Annotated in this window: 20 protein-coding genes; all 20 read right to left on the bottom strand. The window is 52.5% G+C overall.

Annotation, left to right across the window (positions count from 1 at the left end):
- Nucleotides 1–78 precede the first annotated feature (78 nt).
- Nucleotides 79–813, bottom strand: a complete 735-nt coding sequence (gene truA, locus WC317_03500) for a tRNA pseudouridine(38-40) synthase TruA (protein ID MFA5339201.1) — start codon at nucleotides 811–813, stop codon at nucleotides 79–81.
- The gene (locus WC317_03495) at nucleotides 789–1,820 is read right to left on the bottom strand and encodes an aspartate-semialdehyde dehydrogenase (GenBank protein ID MFA5339200.1); all 1,032 of its coding nucleotides are present in this window, start codon (nucleotides 1,818–1,820) and stop codon (nucleotides 789–791) included. Before WC317_03495 ends, truA begins: the two co-directional genes overlap by 25 nt.
- Nucleotides 1,821–1,831: 11 nt before the next feature.
- Nucleotides 1,832–2,887, bottom strand: a complete 1,056-nt coding sequence (locus WC317_03490) for a 3-isopropylmalate dehydrogenase (GenBank protein MFA5339199.1) — start codon at nucleotides 2,885–2,887, stop codon at nucleotides 1,832–1,834.
- Nucleotides 2,880–3,371, bottom strand: coding sequence for a 3-isopropylmalate dehydratase small subunit (locus WC317_03485; protein ID MFA5339198.1), 492 nt, complete (start codon nucleotides 3,369–3,371; stop codon nucleotides 2,880–2,882). Before WC317_03485 ends, WC317_03490 begins: the two co-directional genes overlap by 8 nt.
- Nucleotides 3,368–4,639 (bottom strand): 3-isopropylmalate dehydratase large subunit, encoded by a 1,272-nt coding sequence (gene leuC / locus WC317_03480; GenBank protein ID MFA5339197.1) that lies wholly within the window; start codon nucleotides 4,637–4,639, stop codon nucleotides 3,368–3,370. Before leuC ends, WC317_03485 begins: the two co-directional genes overlap by 4 nt.
- A complete protein-coding gene (locus WC317_03475) occupies nucleotides 4,640–5,089 on the bottom strand; it encodes an N-acetyltransferase (GenBank protein MFA5339196.1) in 450 nt (149 codons plus the stop codon).
- Nucleotide 5,090: 1 nt separating this feature from the next.
- Nucleotides 5,091–5,873 (bottom strand): thiazole synthase, encoded by a 783-nt coding sequence (locus WC317_03470; GenBank protein MFA5339195.1) that lies wholly within the window; start codon nucleotides 5,871–5,873, stop codon nucleotides 5,091–5,093.
- Nucleotides 5,842–6,525, bottom strand: a complete 684-nt coding sequence (locus WC317_03465) for an endonuclease III (protein ID MFA5339194.1) — start codon at nucleotides 6,523–6,525, stop codon at nucleotides 5,842–5,844. The genes WC317_03470 and WC317_03465 overlap by 32 nt, the downstream gene beginning before the upstream one ends.
- Nucleotides 6,526–7,755: a glucose-1-phosphate adenylyltransferase gene (gene glgC / locus WC317_03460; GenBank protein MFA5339193.1), complete on the bottom strand. Its 1,230-nt coding sequence runs from the start codon at nucleotides 7,753–7,755 to the stop codon at nucleotides 6,526–6,528.
- Between the two features lies 1 nt (nucleotide 7,756).
- Entirely contained in the window at nucleotides 7,757–8,395 is a 639-nt protein-coding gene (locus tag WC317_03455; protein MFA5339192.1) for a MarC family protein, read from the bottom strand.
- Nucleotides 8,396–8,461: 66 nt separating this feature from the next.
- The gene (locus tag WC317_03450) at nucleotides 8,462–9,439 is read right to left on the bottom strand and encodes a dipeptide ABC transporter ATP-binding protein (GenBank protein ID MFA5339191.1); all 978 of its coding nucleotides are present in this window, start codon (nucleotides 9,437–9,439) and stop codon (nucleotides 8,462–8,464) included.
- 1 nt (nucleotide 9,440) lies between these two features.
- The gene (locus tag WC317_03445) at nucleotides 9,441–10,238 is read right to left on the bottom strand and encodes an ABC transporter ATP-binding protein (GenBank protein MFA5339190.1); all 798 of its coding nucleotides are present in this window, start codon (nucleotides 10,236–10,238) and stop codon (nucleotides 9,441–9,443) included.
- Entirely contained in the window at nucleotides 10,235–11,047 is an 813-nt protein-coding gene (locus WC317_03440) for an ABC transporter permease (GenBank protein MFA5339189.1), read from the bottom strand. The genes WC317_03445 and WC317_03440 overlap by 4 nt, the downstream gene beginning before the upstream one ends.
- Complete coding sequence (locus WC317_03435) at nucleotides 11,044–12,024, bottom strand: ABC transporter permease (GenBank protein MFA5339188.1); 981 nt, start codon at nucleotides 12,022–12,024, stop codon at nucleotides 11,044–11,046. The genes WC317_03440 and WC317_03435 overlap by 4 nt, the downstream gene beginning before the upstream one ends.
- Nucleotides 12,018–13,604 (bottom strand): peptide-binding protein, encoded by a 1,587-nt coding sequence (locus WC317_03430; GenBank protein MFA5339187.1) that lies wholly within the window; start codon nucleotides 13,602–13,604, stop codon nucleotides 12,018–12,020. Before WC317_03430 ends, WC317_03435 begins: the two co-directional genes overlap by 7 nt.
- 23 nt (nucleotides 13,605–13,627) lie before the next feature.
- Complete coding sequence (secG, locus tag WC317_03425; protein MFA5339186.1) at nucleotides 13,628–13,993, bottom strand: preprotein translocase subunit SecG; 366 nt, start codon at nucleotides 13,991–13,993, stop codon at nucleotides 13,628–13,630.
- Nucleotides 13,994–14,025: 32 nt separating this feature from the next.
- Nucleotides 14,026–14,784: a triose-phosphate isomerase gene (tpiA, locus tag WC317_03420; GenBank protein MFA5339185.1), complete on the bottom strand. Its 759-nt coding sequence runs from the start codon at nucleotides 14,782–14,784 to the stop codon at nucleotides 14,026–14,028.
- A gap of 1 nt (nucleotide 14,785) precedes the next feature.
- Complete coding sequence (locus WC317_03415; protein MFA5339184.1) at nucleotides 14,786–16,009, bottom strand: phosphoglycerate kinase; 1,224 nt, start codon at nucleotides 16,007–16,009, stop codon at nucleotides 14,786–14,788.
- A 3-nt stretch (nucleotides 16,010–16,012) separates the two neighbouring features.
- A complete protein-coding gene (gap, locus tag WC317_03410) occupies nucleotides 16,013–17,065 on the bottom strand; it encodes a type I glyceraldehyde-3-phosphate dehydrogenase (protein ID MFA5339183.1) in 1,053 nt (350 codons plus the stop codon).
- A gap of 29 nt (nucleotides 17,066–17,094) precedes the next feature.
- Nucleotides 17,095–18,093 carry a galactose-1-phosphate uridylyltransferase gene (gene galT, locus WC317_03405; GenBank protein MFA5339182.1) on the bottom strand — a complete coding sequence of 333 codons (999 nt, stop codon included), beginning with the start codon at nucleotides 18,091–18,093 and terminating at the stop codon, nucleotides 17,095–17,097.
- Nucleotide 18,094: the final 1 nt, after the last annotated feature.

The raw sequence follows: 18,094 nt of genomic DNA, 5'->3' as shown, positions 1-18,094 counted from the left end.
CCTCAGATAGGTAAACACCAAGAAGTAAGAATTATAACATAATACGAGGGAATGTCAAGGGAAAATTAGTCCAATCCGCTAATATTTTACCTCAATGAGGCACAACCCCTTCGCCGGGGCTGTCTCACCGGCAAGTTCCCTATCCTTTGCTTTAAGGATACGGACCATGCTCCCTGCCGGAAGCTTTCCGCGGCCGATATCTACCAACGTCCCGGCGATATTCCTTACCATATTATACAAAAATCCGTCTGCCTCGATATCAATAATTATAGCCTCGCCCTTCTTTTTTATATCAAGTTTCTTTATAGTGCGGACCGAGGAGCGTTCAACCCTGTCCGCGGCCTGGAACGATTTGAAGTCATGCTTTCCCGCGAGGACCTTCGCTTCTTTTTTCATCAATGCGACATTAAGCTTATAAGGAAGATAAACTGTAAAATTCCCGGAGATCGCGGACCGGGATGAGCCGTTCATTATAGTGTAGCGGTATAGTTTAGACTTAGCGTCGAACCTTGAATTGAATTTAAGCGGGGCTTCTTTCGCTTCCTTTATCGCTATATCCTTGGGCAGGACGCTGTTGAGCGCCCTCTGCAGCTTGAAGGGCGGGATCTTCGATTCGGTCTTAAAATTCGCGAACAGGCTTAACGCGTGGACGCCGGAGTCGGTCCTCCCGCAAGAGATAAGCCGCGCTTTACGGCCTGTTATCCGATTAAGCGCGGCTTCTATAGTATCCTGTATGCTCTTTGCGTTCTTCTGCGACTGCCAACCGGCGTAATCGGTGCCGTCGTATTCTATTTTGAGTAGGATATTACGCATTCGGCGATCTGGACCGCGTTGGTAGCGGCGCCCTTGCGCAGGTTATCCGCTACGACCCACAGCCACAGCCCGTTCTTTACGAAACAATCGGAGCGGATGCGGCCAACAAAGGTTTCATCCCTTCCCTCAGCGTCCTTGGGCATGGGATAAAGGCCTTTCTTGGGGTCATCCTCGACTATGATGCCCGGCGAACTCGAAAGGAGCGCCCTGACCTTATCCGGGCTTATCGGTTTCCCTGTCTCTATATATACAGATTCGGAATGGCCGGTCCTGACAGGCACCCTCACGGTGGTCGCGGAGATCTTTATCTTATCCGCGTGCATTATCTTATGGGTCTCGTTGACAAGCTTCCACTCCTCGTTGGTATAATCACATTCAACGAAACTGCCGATGTGTGGAAAGACGTTATATGCCAGCTGCTGCGGCATCGAGCGCTCGACGTCTACGTGTATATTCTCGTATCTGCTCGCGTGGATCGCCGCCGCCTCTGCTTTCAACTGATCTACCGCGCTCTTTCCGGCGCCGGATGACGCCTGCAGGGTAGTGACGATTATCCTCTTTATCCCGACCTTTTTGTGGATCGGGTTAAGCGCTACGACCATCTGTATGGTCGAACAGTTCGGGTTCGCGATTATCCCTTTATGCTTTTTGACGTCGGCGGCGTTAACTTCCGGTACGACCAAGGGGACTTTCGGGTCCATCCTGAAATCGGCGCCGTTATCTATGACGATGCAACCCCTCTTTACCGCCTCAGGGGCATAAGTGACAGCCGCGCCCTTCTCGCCCTCAGTTCCGGCAAAAAGCGCTATGTCCATCCCGTCAAACGCCTCAGGTGAGATCGCCCGGACAGAGTATTTTTCTCCGTCAACGGTTATCTCCCTTTCGCTGCGCGCCAAAACCCGCAGGTCTCCTACCGGGAAATTCCGCTGGCGCAATACGCGCAGCATCTCTATCCCTACGACACCTACTCCGACAACGACTACATTATATTTACTTTTTCTTTTCATTTCTTTAACCCTTATATCATTACGGCGACCATATCGCCGACTTCGCTTGTTGAATAACCCATTTTACCGGCAGCGAGAGACTTCAATTTCGTGTTCACGACCTTTATGACCGCGTCCTCTATCGCCTTTCCGGCTTTTTCCTCGCCGAGGTTTTCGAGCATCATCCCGCCGGCGCAGATAGCGGCCAAGGGGTTGATTACGTTCTGGCCCGTGTATTTCGGGGCTGAGCCGCCTATCGGCTCGAACATCGATACGCCCTTCGGGTTGATGTTCCCGCCGGCCGCGATACCCATACCGCCCTGTATCATCGCGCCGAGGTCGGTTATGATATCTCCGAAGAGGTTGTCTGTCACGATGACGTCGAACCATTCCGGGTTCTTGACGAACCACATCGTAGTCGCGTCGACATGCGCGTAATCTGTCTTGACCTCGGGAAACTCTTTCGCGACCTCGTTGAACGTCCTCTGCCATAAGTCCCAGGCGTAAGTCAGGACGTTCGTCTTTCCGCAGAGCGTAAGCCTATTTTTCCTGTTGCGCTTCTTGCATAACTCGAAAGCGTAACGGATACAGCGCTCGACGCCCTTGCGGGTGTTATAAGAGATCTGTATAGCCACCTCTTCATCAGACCCTTTCTTCTGGAACTCGCCCATCCCCTTGTAGAGGCCTTCCGAATTCTCTCGCACGACGACAAAATCTATATCCTCCGGTTTCTTGTCCTTGAGCGGGCAGTATGCCGAGTTATAGAGCTTTACCGGGCGGAGGTTTATATACTGGTCTAGCGAAAACCGCAATTTAAGAAGGACCTGCTGTTCGAGGATGCCTGGCTTTACATCAGGATGCCCGACAGCGCCGAGATAGATCGCGTTATATTTCCTGAGCTCCTCGACATCTTTATCCTCGACGGTCTTTCCTGTCCTCAGGTAGCGTTCGCCGCTGAAATCGAATACCTTCGTCTCGTATTTGAAGCCGAACTTATCGCTTGCGGCTTTTAAGACCTTAAGTCCTTCGTTTATCACTTCCGGCCCTGTCCCGTCGCCGGGTATGACCGCTATCCTGTAATTACCCATTTTTCTTGACCACCCATTTCATGAGCCCGCCCGCCCCGATAAGCTCCTGCATGAACGCGGGCATCGGCTTCGCCTGGTACTTCTTGTTTTTTGTGAGGTTCCTTATCAACCCTGTCGAGGCGTCGACTTCCACTTCGTCGCCTTCTTCTATTGACTTCGCGGCCTCCGGGCATTCAAATATCGGGAGGCCGATGTTTATGCTGTTCCTGTAGAATATCCTCGCGAAGCTGTCCGCGATGACGCACGAAATGCCGCTTCCTTTTATCGCGAGCGGCGCGTGCTCACGGCTCGAGCCGCAGCCGAAGTTCTTGCCGCCCACTATAATATCGCCGGCAGAGATCTTCTTAGAAAACCCGGGGGTTATACCGTCCATGCAATTCTCCCCGAGCACCTTTGGGTCAACCGAAACAAGGTACTTCGCCGGAATTATCTCATCTGTATTTATGTCATTTCCGAATTTCCAGGTCTTCCCTTTGAGTATCATATTACTTCCTCCGGATGCGCGATCCTGCCCTTTATCGCGCTAGCCGCGGCTACAGCCGGGTTCGAGAGATAGACCTCGGACTTCAAGTGCCCCATCCGCCCGACAAAGTTGCGGTTCGTCGTCGCGATAGAGCGCTCGCCCGCGGCCAATATCCCCATATGCCCGCCTAAACACGGCCCGCACGTAGGAGTCGAGACTGCGCAGCCAGATCTCACGAATATCTCGAGCAATCCTTCGTCCATCGCCTGTAAATATACCGCCTGTGTGGCCGGGAAGATTATGCAGCGCACGTCCTTATGGACTTTCTTTCCCTTCAAGACCTTCGCGGCCATCCTTAAGTCGCTGATGCGGCCATTCGTGCATGAGCCGATTACCGACTGGTCGATCCTGACGTTCTTGACCTGGCTTACAGGCTTCGCGTTGGACGGCAACGGCGGCAAGGATACCATCGGCTCGAGTTTCGAGACGTCGTATTCCTTTACCTCACTATATTGCGCGTCCTTATCGCTCTTGTATATTTTCCATTTCTTCTTGGATTTCTTGGTAGTCTCTTTCACGTATTTCAATGTAGTTCCATCGGCCGCGATGATGCCGTTCTTGCCGCCGGCCTCGATGGCCATATTGCACATCGCGAAACGGTCGTCCATCGGAAGGCGCTCGATCGCGCCGCCTGTGAACTCCATCGCCTTATACAAAGCCCCGTCTACGCCGATATCGCCTATCGTGTAGAGTATGAGGTCCTTGCCTCCGACCCATTTATTGAGCTTTCCGCTGTATACGAATTTTATCGACTCCGGCACTTTAAACCATATCCTGCCCCTTATGAATACCGCGGCGAGGTCTGTCGAGCCGACGCCTGTCGAGAACGCGCCGACAGCGCCGTATGTGCAGGTATGCGAATCCGCGCCGATTATAAGGTCACCGGGCATGGTAAGCCCCTCTTCCGGGAGGAGCGCATGCTCGATGCCCATGCACCCGATCTCGTAATAATACTTGATGCTATGCTTCTTCGCGAACTCCCTGAGCACCTTGAGCTGTTCGGCGGATTTAATATCCTTCGCCGGAGAGAAGTGGTCAGGGACGAGCGCTATCTTCTTATTATCGAAGACCTTACCTGCGCCGGCTTTCTCGAACTCCGATATCGCTATAGGCGCGGTGATATCGTTGCCGAGGCAGAGGTCGACCTTGCAGTCGATCAAATCGCCGGGAGATATCGACTTCCTGTCCGCATGCGCCATCAATATTTTTTCAGTTATCGTGTATCCCATTTACAACTCCTTGACATATGCTATCTCATCGCACTTCGCGAACTTCGCGCAGATGCTGCAATCTGTCCATATCTTCTGAGGCAGCTTCTTCTTCTCGATCGGCATAAACCCGAATCTCTTGAAGAAATCCGATTTCTGCGTAAGCACGAAAACGCTTTTTATCCCCATATCCTGCGCTTCTTTCAGGCATGACTTCACCAGCCCGGTACCGATCCCTGATTTCACGTGGCCGGCATCGACAGCCAAAGACCTTATTTCCGCCAGTTTATTCGAGAAGATATGCAGCGCGGCGCAGCCTATCAGGACGCTGCCTTTCTCGTATACCCAGAAATCCCTAATGTTCTCCGCGATCTCGCTCTCCGCACGGGGAAGCATCAGATTATTCTTCGCGTAATAGTCTATAAGCTCGTGTATACGCCCTGTGTCCTTTACCTGCGCTTTTCTTACCATATTATTTTATGATCCCTGTTGTCGGGCTCGACGGCGAAGCGTATTGCTTCATCGCTATCCTTCCCGACAGATATGCCAATCTCCCCGCTTCGGTCGCCAATCTCATAGCACGGGCCATCCCAACCGGGTCTTTTGCCCCCGCGATGCCGGTATTCATAAGCACGCCGTCGACACCTAATTCCATCGCTACCGCCACATCCGAGGCCGTGCCTACACCCGCGTCGACTATCACCGGCACTTTAACGGCTTCCCGGATAAATCTTATATTTATGGGGTTCAATATCCCCATACCCGAACCGATCGGAGAAGCCAGGGGCATGACGCACGCCGCGCCCGCGTCCGCGAGCTTCTTCGCCATGACCGGGTCGTCGTTCGTGTACGGCATGACGGTGAAACCTTCCTTGACGAGGACTTTGGTCGCCGCGAGCAGCGCTTCCGTGTCCGGGAAGAGCGTCTTTTCATCGCCTATGACCTCGAGTTTTACCAACTCGGACAGGCCCATCCCTCGCGCGATATGCGCTATCCTTATCGCGTCCTCCGCCGTGTAGCAGCCTGCCGTGTTAGGCAATATAGTATATTTATTTCTGTCGATATGGTCAAGTAGAGTTTCTTTCTTCGCGCCGGCATCGCCGAGGTCGAGCCGCCTTATCGCGACGGTGACTATCTCGGCGCCGGATGCCTCAAGCGCTTTTTTCATTACATCGAAATCGGCGTACTTGCCGGTGCCGACGAGTAGCCGCGACCTAAACTCCCTATTTCCTATTATTAACGCCTTGTCTTCCATACTTTTCTCCGTAATATTTACACGCCTGCTTAAGGTCGCACAACGGGCATTTCGGGTCCCGTGCCGCGCATACCTGCCTGCCGTGCATTATCAGGTGCACGTGGAATTCCTTTATCGCGTCCGCTGGTGTTTCCGCGGTCAGGTATTCCTGCGCCTTCTCCGGCGTAATCTTTCCGCCGATAAGCCCGAGGCGCTTTGTCACCCTGAATATATGCGTATCTACCGGCATAACCGGCTTATTAAACCCAAAGAGCAGGACTATCGCCGCCGTCTTAGGCCCGACGCCTTTTATTGATCTTAAGAACGCGTATCCTTCACGCGTACCCGTCCGCTTTAAAAAATCCAACTCCAGCGAGCCCCGCATCAAATATATTAAGTTCAAGGCATGTTTGATGCGGGACGCCTTGATATTCGAAAGGCCGGCGATCTTTATCTCGCGCCTTATGGCCGGGACGTCCGCCCTCCTTAAGCTCTCCCAGTTCCTGAAACGCTTTTTTAGGTTGTCGAACGCCCGAAAGGAAGTTACATCAGAGGTGTTCTGCGAGAGGATAGTCTTGACGAGCAGGCCTACCGCGTCTTTCTCTCTCCTGAACCTGAGCCTTCCGAAACGGCGGCGCAAAAGCCTGATCACAACCGGTATATCGCGCCGCATCTATCTTTCTATGACCGTGCTCTTGGCTACCACGACCAGCCCGGACTCGGTCACCGTAAATCTCTTCTTGTCTTCCTCGAGATCGTACCCGATCTCTGTCCCCTGCGGGACTTTGACATCTTTATCTATTATCGCCCGTCTTATCCTGGCGTTGCGGCCGATATCCACGCCTTCCATCACTATCGAATCGGTGACGCTGGCGTAGCTGTTTACCCTCACGTTCGGCGAGAGTATCGAGCGGTCGACCTTGCCGCCGGATATTATGCATCCGTTCGAGACCATCGAATCTATCGCCACGCCGATGCGCGCGCCGTCGTCGCCGCCCGCGAAAACGAACTTGGCCGGCGGGTATTTCTCCATATAGGTGCGGATCGGCCATTCCTTGTCGTAAAGGTTAAAGACCGGCGTCACGCCGACAAGGTCCATATTCGCCTCATAATACGCGTCGAGCGTCCCTATGTCGCGCCAGTATTGCGCCTCTTTCTTGTTCTCGTCCTTAAAATTATAAGCAAAGACCTTCTCCTTCCTCGCGACCATCCCGGGGAGGATATTCTTTCCGAAATCGTGTTTGCTCGCCGGGTCCTGTGAGTCGGCGTTAAGCACCTCTTTTAGCACATCTGTCTTGAAGACGTATATGCCCATCGACGCGTAGATATGAGCCGGGTCGCCGGGGATCGTCTTAGGGGTCTTCGGCTTCTCCTCGAAACCGAGTATCCTCTCATTCCGGTCGACCTCGAGCACGCCGAAATGCTGCGAATCCTTCTTATCCATCTCGACGACCGAGACGGTGCAGTCCGCGCCCTTGGCGATGTGGTAGTCGATCATCTCCGCGTAATTCATCTTGTAGATGTGGTCGCCGGCCAGTATCAGGACATATTCGGGTTTTTCGGTCTCGATGAAATAAAGGTTCTGGAAAATCGAGTCGGCGGTGCCCATATACCACGTATCTCCGGTCCTCATCTGCGCCGGGACGATATCTATATATTCCCCGAGTTCGGCGTCGAATATGTTCCACCCGAGCCGCAGGTGCCTTATGAGTGAGTTGCATTTATACTGGATGAGGACGTGTATGCGGCGTATGCCCGAATTTATGCAGTTCGAGAGCGTGACGTCGATGATCCTGTATATCCCGCCGAACGGGACGGCCGGTTTGGTCCTGTCCCTCGTCAGGGGGATGAGCCTCTCGCCCTTCCCGCCCGCCATTATGAAAGCTATTACATTCTTTTTCATATTATTTTTTCGCCGCCATCCTTACGATTATCTCCAATATCCCCATCCTTATCATCATTATTGCGATCGCCGCCAGGAATATGTCCGCAACCTTCGCCAGGGCCCTGGAACCGCCCTGCCCGAGCATTTTTATGAAGAACTCCGAATAGGTCAATACGGCCCAGCTTATGGCCATATTTGCCAATATCGATATGACGGTGGGCAATATGCCGTAAAGGTCTATAATGATAAGTATCGTCGTCAGGACCGCCGGCCCCGTTATAAGCGGCGTCCCCAACGGAAATACGCCTACATCCGCTGAGGCATGCCTCTTCTTCTCTTCGCCCGGAAGCAGGAGGTGCACCGAAAGTACCAATAAAAGTATGCCACCGCCTATCCTGAAGTCAAAGACCTCGACCCCGGTAAGCCGCAGGGCGAGCTTTCCCGCGAATATAAATAATAACGCCACCACTGTTGCTACAAGTATACTCTTGTTGATGACCCTCTTTTTATCGGATTTGCTCATGCCCTCGGTCAGGCCGATATATAACGGCAGGTTGCCAAAGGCATTGACCGCAACGAATACCGGTATAAAACTGAGTATGAACGGGGCCAACGGTGAAAGCGGCTTTATCAGAAAGAATATTATCTTGTCTACCATAGCACCTCCGATTATAGCGAAAAGACGTTAGAAATGCAACCCTATAACAATTGAGTATATGCTTAATTATTTAACCAACTGCCTCACCCTTGGCGGGCAGGCGACGAAATGCCCCGGTTTGACCTCCTCTAAGAGAGGTTCTTCTATCTTGCACCGGGGTTCGGCGTATGGGCAACGGGGATGGAATTTGCAGCCGGCAGGCGGGGATAACGGAGACGGCAGTTCGCCTTTTACTATCATCTTTTTCTTCTTGCGATCCGGCCCGATAGATATCGCTGAGAAGAGAGCCTCGGTGTAAGGGTGTATAGGAAATGAGTAAAGCTCATCGGTAGAGGCGTATTCAAAGGCCTTGCCCAGGTACATTACCAGGACCGAATCGGATATAGATTCTATGACCCGCAGGTCGTGCGAGATAAAGAGATATGATAGGCCCAATTCCTTCTGGAGGCCCGTCAGCAATTTCAATATCTGCGCCTGTATCGAGAGGTCGAGTGATGAAACCGGCTCGTCGCAGACAATAAGTTTGGGATCTGTCGCGAGCGCCCGCGCTATACCTATCCTCTGGCGCTCCCCGCCGCTGAACTGGTGCGGGTAACGCTTCGCGTGGTCGGCCTGCAATCCGACCTTCGAAAGCAGCTCCATGACTTTCAGCCGGCGCTGCTTGGCGTCGCCGATTCCGTGAACCAGCAGCGGCTCACTTAAGATCTCGCCAATTTTCATCCTCGGGTTAAGCGAATTATACGGGTCCTGGAAGACGACTTGCAATCTTTTCCTTAACGGCCGCATCCTATCCTGCGCGAGGCCGGTTATCTGCTGCCCTTCGAATGATATCTTCCCGGCTGTAGGGTTAAGGAGATTGAGTATTATCCTGGCCAGCGTCGTCTTTCCGCAGCCCGATTCACCGACCAAGCCGAGCGTCTTCCCTGCTTCGACATCGAAGGATATCCCGTCGACGGCCTTGACCTCGCCTACGATATGGCGGGCAAGCCCCCTAGCGACCGGGAAATATTTTTTTACGTCTTTTACAGAAAGTACCGGCTGCACTCTATCTCCTGCTCATCTTCGGGATGCAATCTATTAGTTTCTTCGTGTAAGGATGCGACGGCTTCTTGTATATCATGTCGGTATCGCCGTATTCGACGATCTTCCCCTCCTGCATCACCGCGGTCTTCTCCGCGACCTGCGCGACTATCGAAAGGTCGTGGGTAATTAAAAGGACGGTGAGTTTAAGATCCTCCCTCAATTTTTCGAGGAGCTCAAGGATCTGCGCCTGTATGGTGACGTCGAGCGCGGTAGTCGGCTCATCGGCGATCAAAAGTTTCGGCCTGCATGATATCGCCATTGCTATCATCACCCTCTGCTTCATACCGCCTGAGAGCTGGTGCGGATAAGAGAACATTACTTCTTTCGGCGACGGCATCCCGACGTCCTTGAGCAGCCCGACGGCCGTATCGAATGCCTCGTTCTCCTTCGATCTCTGGTGGAGCCGTATCGTCTCGATAAGCTGGTCGCCTATGGTAAAGACCGGGTTAAGGGACGTCGCCGGGTCCTGGAATACATATGAGACCTTCGCCCCTCTTATATTCCTGAGCTGTTCTTCCGATAATTTAAATATCTCGCGGCCGTCGAATAATATGTCGCCCTTGGTTATTTCGGCCGAACTTGGGAGGAGCCTCGTCACGGAAAGCGCGGTCACGGATTTTCCGGAGCCGGATTCCCCGACGAGGCCTAGGATCTCGCCTTCATAGACTTTGAGGTCAGCGCCCCTGACAGCCTCGATCGTCTTCTCGCCCTGTTTGAAATTGACGTATAAGTTTTTAATCTCTAAAAGCGGTTCGTTCATTGTCCTTTTTTATGAGGGTTGAAATGTTCGCGCAACCCTTCTCCTAAAAGGTTATAGCCCAATACGGTGACTAATATAGCAAATCCGGGAAAGACGGTTATCCACCAGGCAATGCCCAGGGTCGATTTCGCCTCAGTGAGAATATTCCCCCAGCTCGGCGTTGGCGGCTGGACGCCGAGGCCGAGGAAACTCAACCCCGATTCTATAAGGATCGCCCCCGCTACACCTAACACAACGTTGACTAAAACAGGCCCCATCCCGTTAGGGATCAGATGGCGAACTATGATACGAAAGTCGCTGGCTCCTGTAGCGCGGGCCGCTTCGACGAATTCCCGTTCTTTTAAACTCAAAATTTCGGCCCTTATCAACCGGGCCGCTCCCATCCAACCGGTCAATCCTATGACAACCATAATACTGAAAATGCTCGGCCCCATTATTGCGATCACTGTCAGTATCAAAAAAAGCGTGGGGAAACACAACATAACATCGATAAATCTTGAGACAACGCTATCTATCCAGCCGCCGTAATAACCTGCGAGTGAACCCAATATCAACCCTATTATTACGGCTATCCCGACCGCGACAAAACCTACCGAGAGCGATATCCTCCCTCCGTAGGCCATACGCGCGAAGAGGTCGCGGCCGAGCGAGTCAGTCCCCATCGGGTGTTCGTGTGAAGGCGGCAAGAGCGCCTTCTCGAGATTTATCCCGTTCGGGTCATAGCGGCTCACCTGCGGAGCGAATATAGCGAGAAATCCCATTACGCAGACTATAATGATGCCTGCCGCGGTAAGTTTGTTTATCCTCATCGCTTCTCCCCCACGCGGATACGCGGGTCGACGCAGGCGTACATCACGTCGGCCAAAAGGTTACCGAGAAGAGTAAGAATAGCGCCCACGAAGAGTATCCCCATTATAACCGGATAATCGCGCGCCATGACCGAATCGAAGAAGAGTTTCCCCATACCCGGGATGGCGTAGATAGATTCGAATATGACGCTGCCGCCTATCAACCCCGGCACCGAAAGCCCGATTATCGTCACTATCGGCAGGAGCGCGTTCTTGAGCGCGTGTTTGTAAATTACCTCTTTCTCGGAAAGCCCCTTCGCCCGCGCCGTCCTTATGAAATCCTTATGCATGACCTCAAGCATGCTGGTCCGCATATAACGGGATATGCCGGCTAGGCCGCCGAAGGCCGAGACGAAGACGGGCAGGATCAGATGGCGCGAGACGTCCGCTATCTTCTGGAAGAAATTAAGCTCCTCAAAGTCGAGGGATTTTATGCCGGAGATCGGCAGCCATCCGAGATGGACTCCGAATAAGCTCATCGCCAGGAGGGCCAGCCAGAAGGTCGGAGTCGCGAAACCGATAAAGACAAAAACCGTAGAGCTCTTATCAAAAATGGAATTTTCTTTTACCGCGCTCATTATACCGATCGGCGCGGCGATCAGGAATATCAGGAGCAACGATAATATCTCTATCGTTATCGTTATCGGTATGCGTTCACCGATCTTGACGAGTACCGGCCTTTCGTCGGTAAAGGATTTTCCGAAATCGAATACGGCAAGCCTCTTTATCCATTGCCAGTATTGGACGTGTACGGGTTTGTCTAGGCCGTAGAGCCTGTCGAGTTTCTCCCGCGCCTCTAGGGTTATCTTCGGCGACATCTCGGCCTGAAGGCGGGTAGGTTTTCCAGGCGAGAGGTGTATCAGGAAAAAAGTGATGACCGTTATACCGAACAGCACCGGCATTAAGCCGACAAGCCGCCTTAAAATGTAGTTTACCATCTGGTGTATCTCTGCTCTTCTTTAGGCACGTTCCATTTTATGAAATTATACCCGATACCCAACGGCGCCGGCGATATCCCCTTGAATCTCGAATGGACGATAGGCAAGGCGTCCGGCACGAATAAAAATATGCAGGGATGGTCGTCGAATATCAACCGGTGCATCTTATTATATATCTCTTTCCTTTTCCCCTCGTCAAACTCGCGGCGGCCTGCCTCGAGAAGGGCGTCGACTTCCTTGTTCTCGTACCCGATAAAGTTGAACTCACCCGGCCTCTGCTTGGAAGAATGCCATATATCATAGCAATCCGGGTCGCGTGAAAGATTCCATCCCATGATGACCGCGCTAAATCTATGTTTATCTATGAACTCCGACAAAAAGGTAGCCCACTCTATTATCCTTATCTCAACGTCTATCCCTATCTCCTTTAATCTCCTTTGGATTATCTCGGCGCAGATCTGGCGCGTATCGTTCCCCATATTTGTCAATATGATGAATTTAAACTTTTTGCCGTCCTTATCGAGCCAGCCGTCTCCGTCACGGTCTTCCCATCCCGCTTCTTTCAATAATTCCTTCGCTTTTTTAGGGTCATATGGGGCGGGTTTTACTTCCTTATTATACGCCCACGACTCGGGCGGGAACGGGCCGGTCGAGATCCTGCCAAGGCCCAGGAGCACCCCTTTTATTATCTCGTCCTTATCGATAGCGTAATCGAGCGCTAGCCTTACGCGCCTGTCCGTGAAAACCGGGTCTTTCATATTAAAACCCATGTACGTATAACCGAACGAAGGATATCTGTACTTTTTGTAATATTTCTTGAAGAACGGCGTGTCTGTCTGGCGCGCGTATTGGAGCGGGGTCAGGCTGACCTCATCTACCCCCTGCGTCTGCAGCTCGAGGAAAGTGGTCGCCTGGTCAGGGATTATCCTATAGATATACCTGTTTATATAAGGACGGCCTTCGTAGTAATCCGGGTTCGAGGTGAGGACTATCTTCTCGCCGGTCTTCCATTCCTTGAATTTATACGGGCCTGTCCCGACCGGATTGCGAGAGAACTTTGTATTACCCAGATCCTCTTTCTCGAGTAAGTGTTTCGGGATTATCCACATACCCCAGCTGGATAGACCCGGAGAGAACGGCTCTTTGTAAGTCACCTTTACGGTATGGTCGTCGAGGACCTCGAGCGATTTAACCCGCTCAAAATCCCCGCTGTACGGGGTCTTTACGTTGGGGTCGATAAGTTTTTGGTAGGTGAATTCCACATCGCGCGCGGTAAAGGGTTGGCCGTCGTGCCATCTCGCATTCTTTCGCAGGTGGAAGATTATGACAAGCCCGCCCTCTTTTATCTCCCAGCTCTCGGCAAGCTCACCTTCGAGATTAAGGTCCTTATCATAGCGCACCAGGCCGTTAAAAACGAGGCCGCATATCTCGGCGGAGGCAGAATCCGAGGCGAGGATAGGGACAAGCGTTGAGGCGTCGCCGATTGAGGCCGTGATGATGGCGTCGCCGTAATCGGCCGCCATAAGCGACCCCGATGCTAGCAAAAAAAATACCGCAAGAAGCGGTATTTTTTTAAACATATCTTATTCTCCCGGGTTATTATTTATTTAGGAGCTTGCTGAGTCCCGGCAGTCACGGGTTGTGGTTTCACCGTCTGCGCCTGGGGCGCCTCGCCCGCTGCCTTAGCCGGGGCCTTCTTCTCTTCTTTCGTGACTTCCCTCTCGACTATCGAGCCGGACCTTTCGGTGCTCATCAGCGCCAAGGTCATGGATGTCACCAAAAAGAGGACAGCGCACGCGGCGGTCGCTTTCGTAAGGAAAGACGACGCCTTGGTCCCCAGCATAGACTGGAGGCCGCCGCTCCCGCCGAACGTCTCGGATATCCCGCCGCCCTTACCCGCCTGGAGCAGGATGACCATTATCAGGACTAAACACGCCATCACATGCAAAGTTATCAAGAACGCGAACATCTTATTTCCACTCCTTTTTAACGGGAACTAATTCATTTCTTACCCTGTCTTACTATTTCGGCGAAATCCTTTACCTTAAGGCTCGCCCCTCCGACCAGCGCCCCGTCGATGTCAGGACCGGCCATTATGCTCTTCGTATTGTCGGGTTTTACGCTCCCGCCGTATTGTATCCTCACTTTTGAAGAGACATCCTCGCCGTAAGCTTTCTTGAGCAGCTCGCGGATATATTTATGGACTTCCTGCGCCTGTTCCGGCGTAGCGGTCCTTCCGGTCCCGATCGCCCAGACAGGTTCATAGGCAATGACTATTTTGGCGACATCCTCTTTAGGGAGGCCGGCTAACCCGCCTTCGACATGGTTCTTTACCACATCAAAAGTCTTTCCGGAATCACGCTCTTCGAGGCGCTCGCCCACGCACATTATCGGCGTAAGGCCGTGCTTTAAAGCGGCTTTGACCTTCTTGTTAACCGTCTCATTAGTCTCGTGGAAATACGTCCTGCGCTCGGAATGCCCGATTATGCAGAATTTACAGCCGAGGTCGGTGAGCATCTTAGGGGCTACTTCACCGGTATAGGCGCCTTCCTCTTCCCAGTAGATATCCTGCGCGCCGTATCCGATGTTTGAGCCCTTGAGCGCCTCCGCGACTTTAGATATCGAGGTAAAAGGCGGACAGACCACCACCTCTACCGCGGTCTCGTCTTTTAATTCATTCTTAAGGCCGTTGACGAGCTCAAGCGCCTCGCCTGAGGTCTTGTACATCTTCCAGTTGCCTGCGATTATAGGTTTTCTCATGTTATTTATCTGTCAGCGCCTTTATGCCGGGCAGGACTTTGCCTTCTAGATACTCAAGCGAGGCGCCGCCGCCGGTAGATATGTGAGTCATCTTGTCTTCAAGTTTGAACTTCGCGATCGCGGCCGCAGTGTCGCCGCCGCCGATGATGGATATCACTTTGCCGCCGCCGCAGCACGAACAGCATGAGCTGCTTCCGCTCGAAAGGCAGGCGATATACTTGGCGACTTCCTCGGTCCCCTTCGCGAATTTATCCATCTCGAATACGCCGAGCGGACCGTTCCAGACGATCGTCTTCGCGCTCTTCAAGACATTCTTAAACGCCTCGACCGTCTTCGGGCCGACATCTAATCCCATCCATCCGTCGGGTATCTGGTCTCCGACGACCTTGGTGTTCGCGTTGGCATCGAATTTGTCGGCTATGATGTTATCGACAGGCAGAACGATGTTGACTTTCTTCTGTTTGGCTTTCTCGAGAAGCGATTTCGCGATATCTATCTTGTCCTTCTCGACCTTCGAGGCGCCTATCGATTTGCCCTGCGCCGCATAAAAAGTATAAGCCATCCCGCCGCCGATGAGTATCGAGTCGGCCTTGTCCAGAAGGTTCTCGATGACGCCTATTTTGTCCGATACTTTGGCGCCGCCGAGTATCGTCACAAACGGCTTTGCCGGGTGCATGACCTTATCTTCGAGATACTCTATCTCTTTTTCAAGAAGGAAACCCGCAGCCGACTTCAAATATTTCGTCACGCCCTCTGTCGATGCGTGCGCGCGGTGTGCGGTCCCGAAAGCGTCATTCACGAATACGTCTCCGAGGCTCGCGAGCTCTTTCGCGAAATTTGCGTCGTTGGCTTCTTCCTCGGCGTGGAAACGCAAGTTCTCGAGAAGGATGCACTCGCCCGGTTTCATGGCATCTTCCATCGCCTTGACCTCGGGCCCGATGCAGTCTTTCGCCATCTTCACCGGCTTGCCTAGCAATTGGCTAAGCTTCGCGGCGCACGGGGCGAGGCTGTACTTAGCTATTACCTTTCCGTCCGGCCTGCCGAGATGGCTCATCAGGATAAGCTTTGCTCCTTTGTCGAGCGCGTATTTTATCGTCGGCAAAGTCGCCCTTATCCTCGTGTCATCGGTTATGTTGAGTTTATCATCTAGCGGGACATTAAAGTCGACGCGCATCAATACGCGTTTTCCTTTAAGGTCCAGGTCTTTAATCGTAAGCTTGTTCATATTTTAAAGGCCTTTCTTCACGATATATTCGCAGAGGTCTACGACCCTGTTCGAATATCCCCATTCGTTGTCATACCATGAAAGGACCTTTACGAAATCATCTCCGATGACCTTGGTGCTCTTCGCGTCAATTATCGAGCTTAAGGGGCAATGGTTGAAATCGACCGATACAACCGGGTCTTCGGTGTAACCGAGGATCCCCTTCAACTTGCCTTCGGCAGCTTCCTTTAGCGCGGCATTTATCTCTTCGGCCGTAACTTTCTTGCCGAGTGTCACTGTAAGGTCGACTACCGACACGTTGGCGCACGGGACTCTCATCGAGAAACCGTCAAGTTTGCCTTTGAGCTCAGGTATGACGAGTGAAAGCGCTTTTGCTGCGCCGGTCGACGTAGGTATCATCGATAACGCGGCCGCACGCGACCTTCGCAGGTCTGAATGCGCCTGGTCCTGGAGCTTCTGGTCATTGGTGTAAGCGTGTATCGTCGTCATCAGGCCTTTGACTATCCCGTACTTGTCGTTCAATACCTTAGCCACCGGAGCGAGGCAGTTCGTCGTGCACGACGCGTTCGAGATTACATTATGGTTCTTTGGGTCGTATTTGTCCTCATTTACGCCCATGACTATAGTTATATCCTCGTCCTGCGCAGGAGCGGAAATAATGACTTTTTTTGCGCCGCCTTTGGTTATATGATTCTCGGCCCCTTTGACTTCCTTGCCCTTCTTATTGACGCCGTCCTTCTTGATAGTAAAAAGGCCCGTAGATTCTATGACGATCTGCACTCCAAGGTCCTTCCATGGGAGCTCGGACGGGTCCCTCTTCGCCAGGACTTTGATTATCTTGCCGTCAACAGATATCGTATCTTCGGACGCGGCTTTGACTTCGCCGGGGAACCTGCCGTGGACAGAATCATATTTTAAGAGATACGCGTTAGTTTTCGCGTCGGTTATATCGTTTACCGCGACCAGTTCAAGGTCTTTGCTGTTTTTTTCAAGTATGGCCCTCGCCACAAGACGGCCTATCCTTCCGAAACCGTTAATACCAACTTTTACCGCCATTTCAACTTCCTCCTTTTTCTTTTGTTTTTTTACAGGGATACTTCCCTTAAAGCCCAGGCAGCTATCTCCGGCGGGGTCTGGTTCAGGTAGAAACCCGTGCCCCACTCGAATCCAGCCGTCCTTCCCAACCTGGGCATGACTTCGATATGCCAGTGGTAATCCGCTCTTTCGCGGGAATCCATGGGAGAGGTATGTATTATAAAATTATATGAGGGATCTTTCAAGGCCAATTTCATGCGCACGAGCGTCTCCTTGAGTATCCGCGCGAGGTCGGTGATCTCTTCCTTCTGGATATAGCTGAACTCGGCGCTGTGGAGCTTCGGGAATATGGAAAACTCGAAAGGGAACCTCGATACGAAAGGCGCGAACGCGATGAAGCCCTTGTTCTCGGCTATGACCCGCTCCCTGTCTTCGATCTCCTGGTTCACCATATCGCAGAATACGCATCTCTCCCTGTACTCATAATATCTCTCCGCCCAACGGATCTCCTCGACCACGCGCTTCGGGATGATGGGCAGCGCGATCAGTTGAGAATGGGGATGTTCCAGCGACGCGCCGGCCGATACCCCGTAATTCTTGAATATCAGGATATACTTGAACCTCTTGTCACCTTTTAGGTCGAGACACCTGTTACGGCACGCCCATATTACCTTCTCGATATCATTGTCCGACATATCGGCGAGTTCTTTGTTATGGTCGGGATTCTCGATGATGACCTCGTGCGCGCCGATGCCGTTCATCATGTCGTACATGCCGACGCCGATCCTGTCGATATTGCCCTCGACCCTTAAGGCCGGGAACTTATTAGGGATAACGCGCACCTGCCAACCCGGCGTGTTGGGTTTGCTGCCTCCCTCGCGGACCGCGAATATCTCCGGCGGGGTCATACTCTCGTTGCCGGGACAGAACGGGCAGACGCCGCCCCTCTTGACATGGGTCTCGACCTCGTAGTCGGAGGGGTTCTTGACCTTGTCGATCTCTATTATAACCCACCTGCCTGTTATCGGATCCCTGCGTAATTCAGCCATT

It is taken from the genome of Candidatus Omnitrophota bacterium (assembly GCA_041653595.1).
Classification (GTDB): domain Bacteria; phylum Omnitrophota; class Gorgyraeia; order Pluralincolimonadales; family Pluralincolimonadaceae; genus Pluralincolimonas.
The sequence above is the reverse complement of the archived record's forward strand: the minus strand, read 5'-3'. Positions and strand labels throughout refer to the sequence as shown.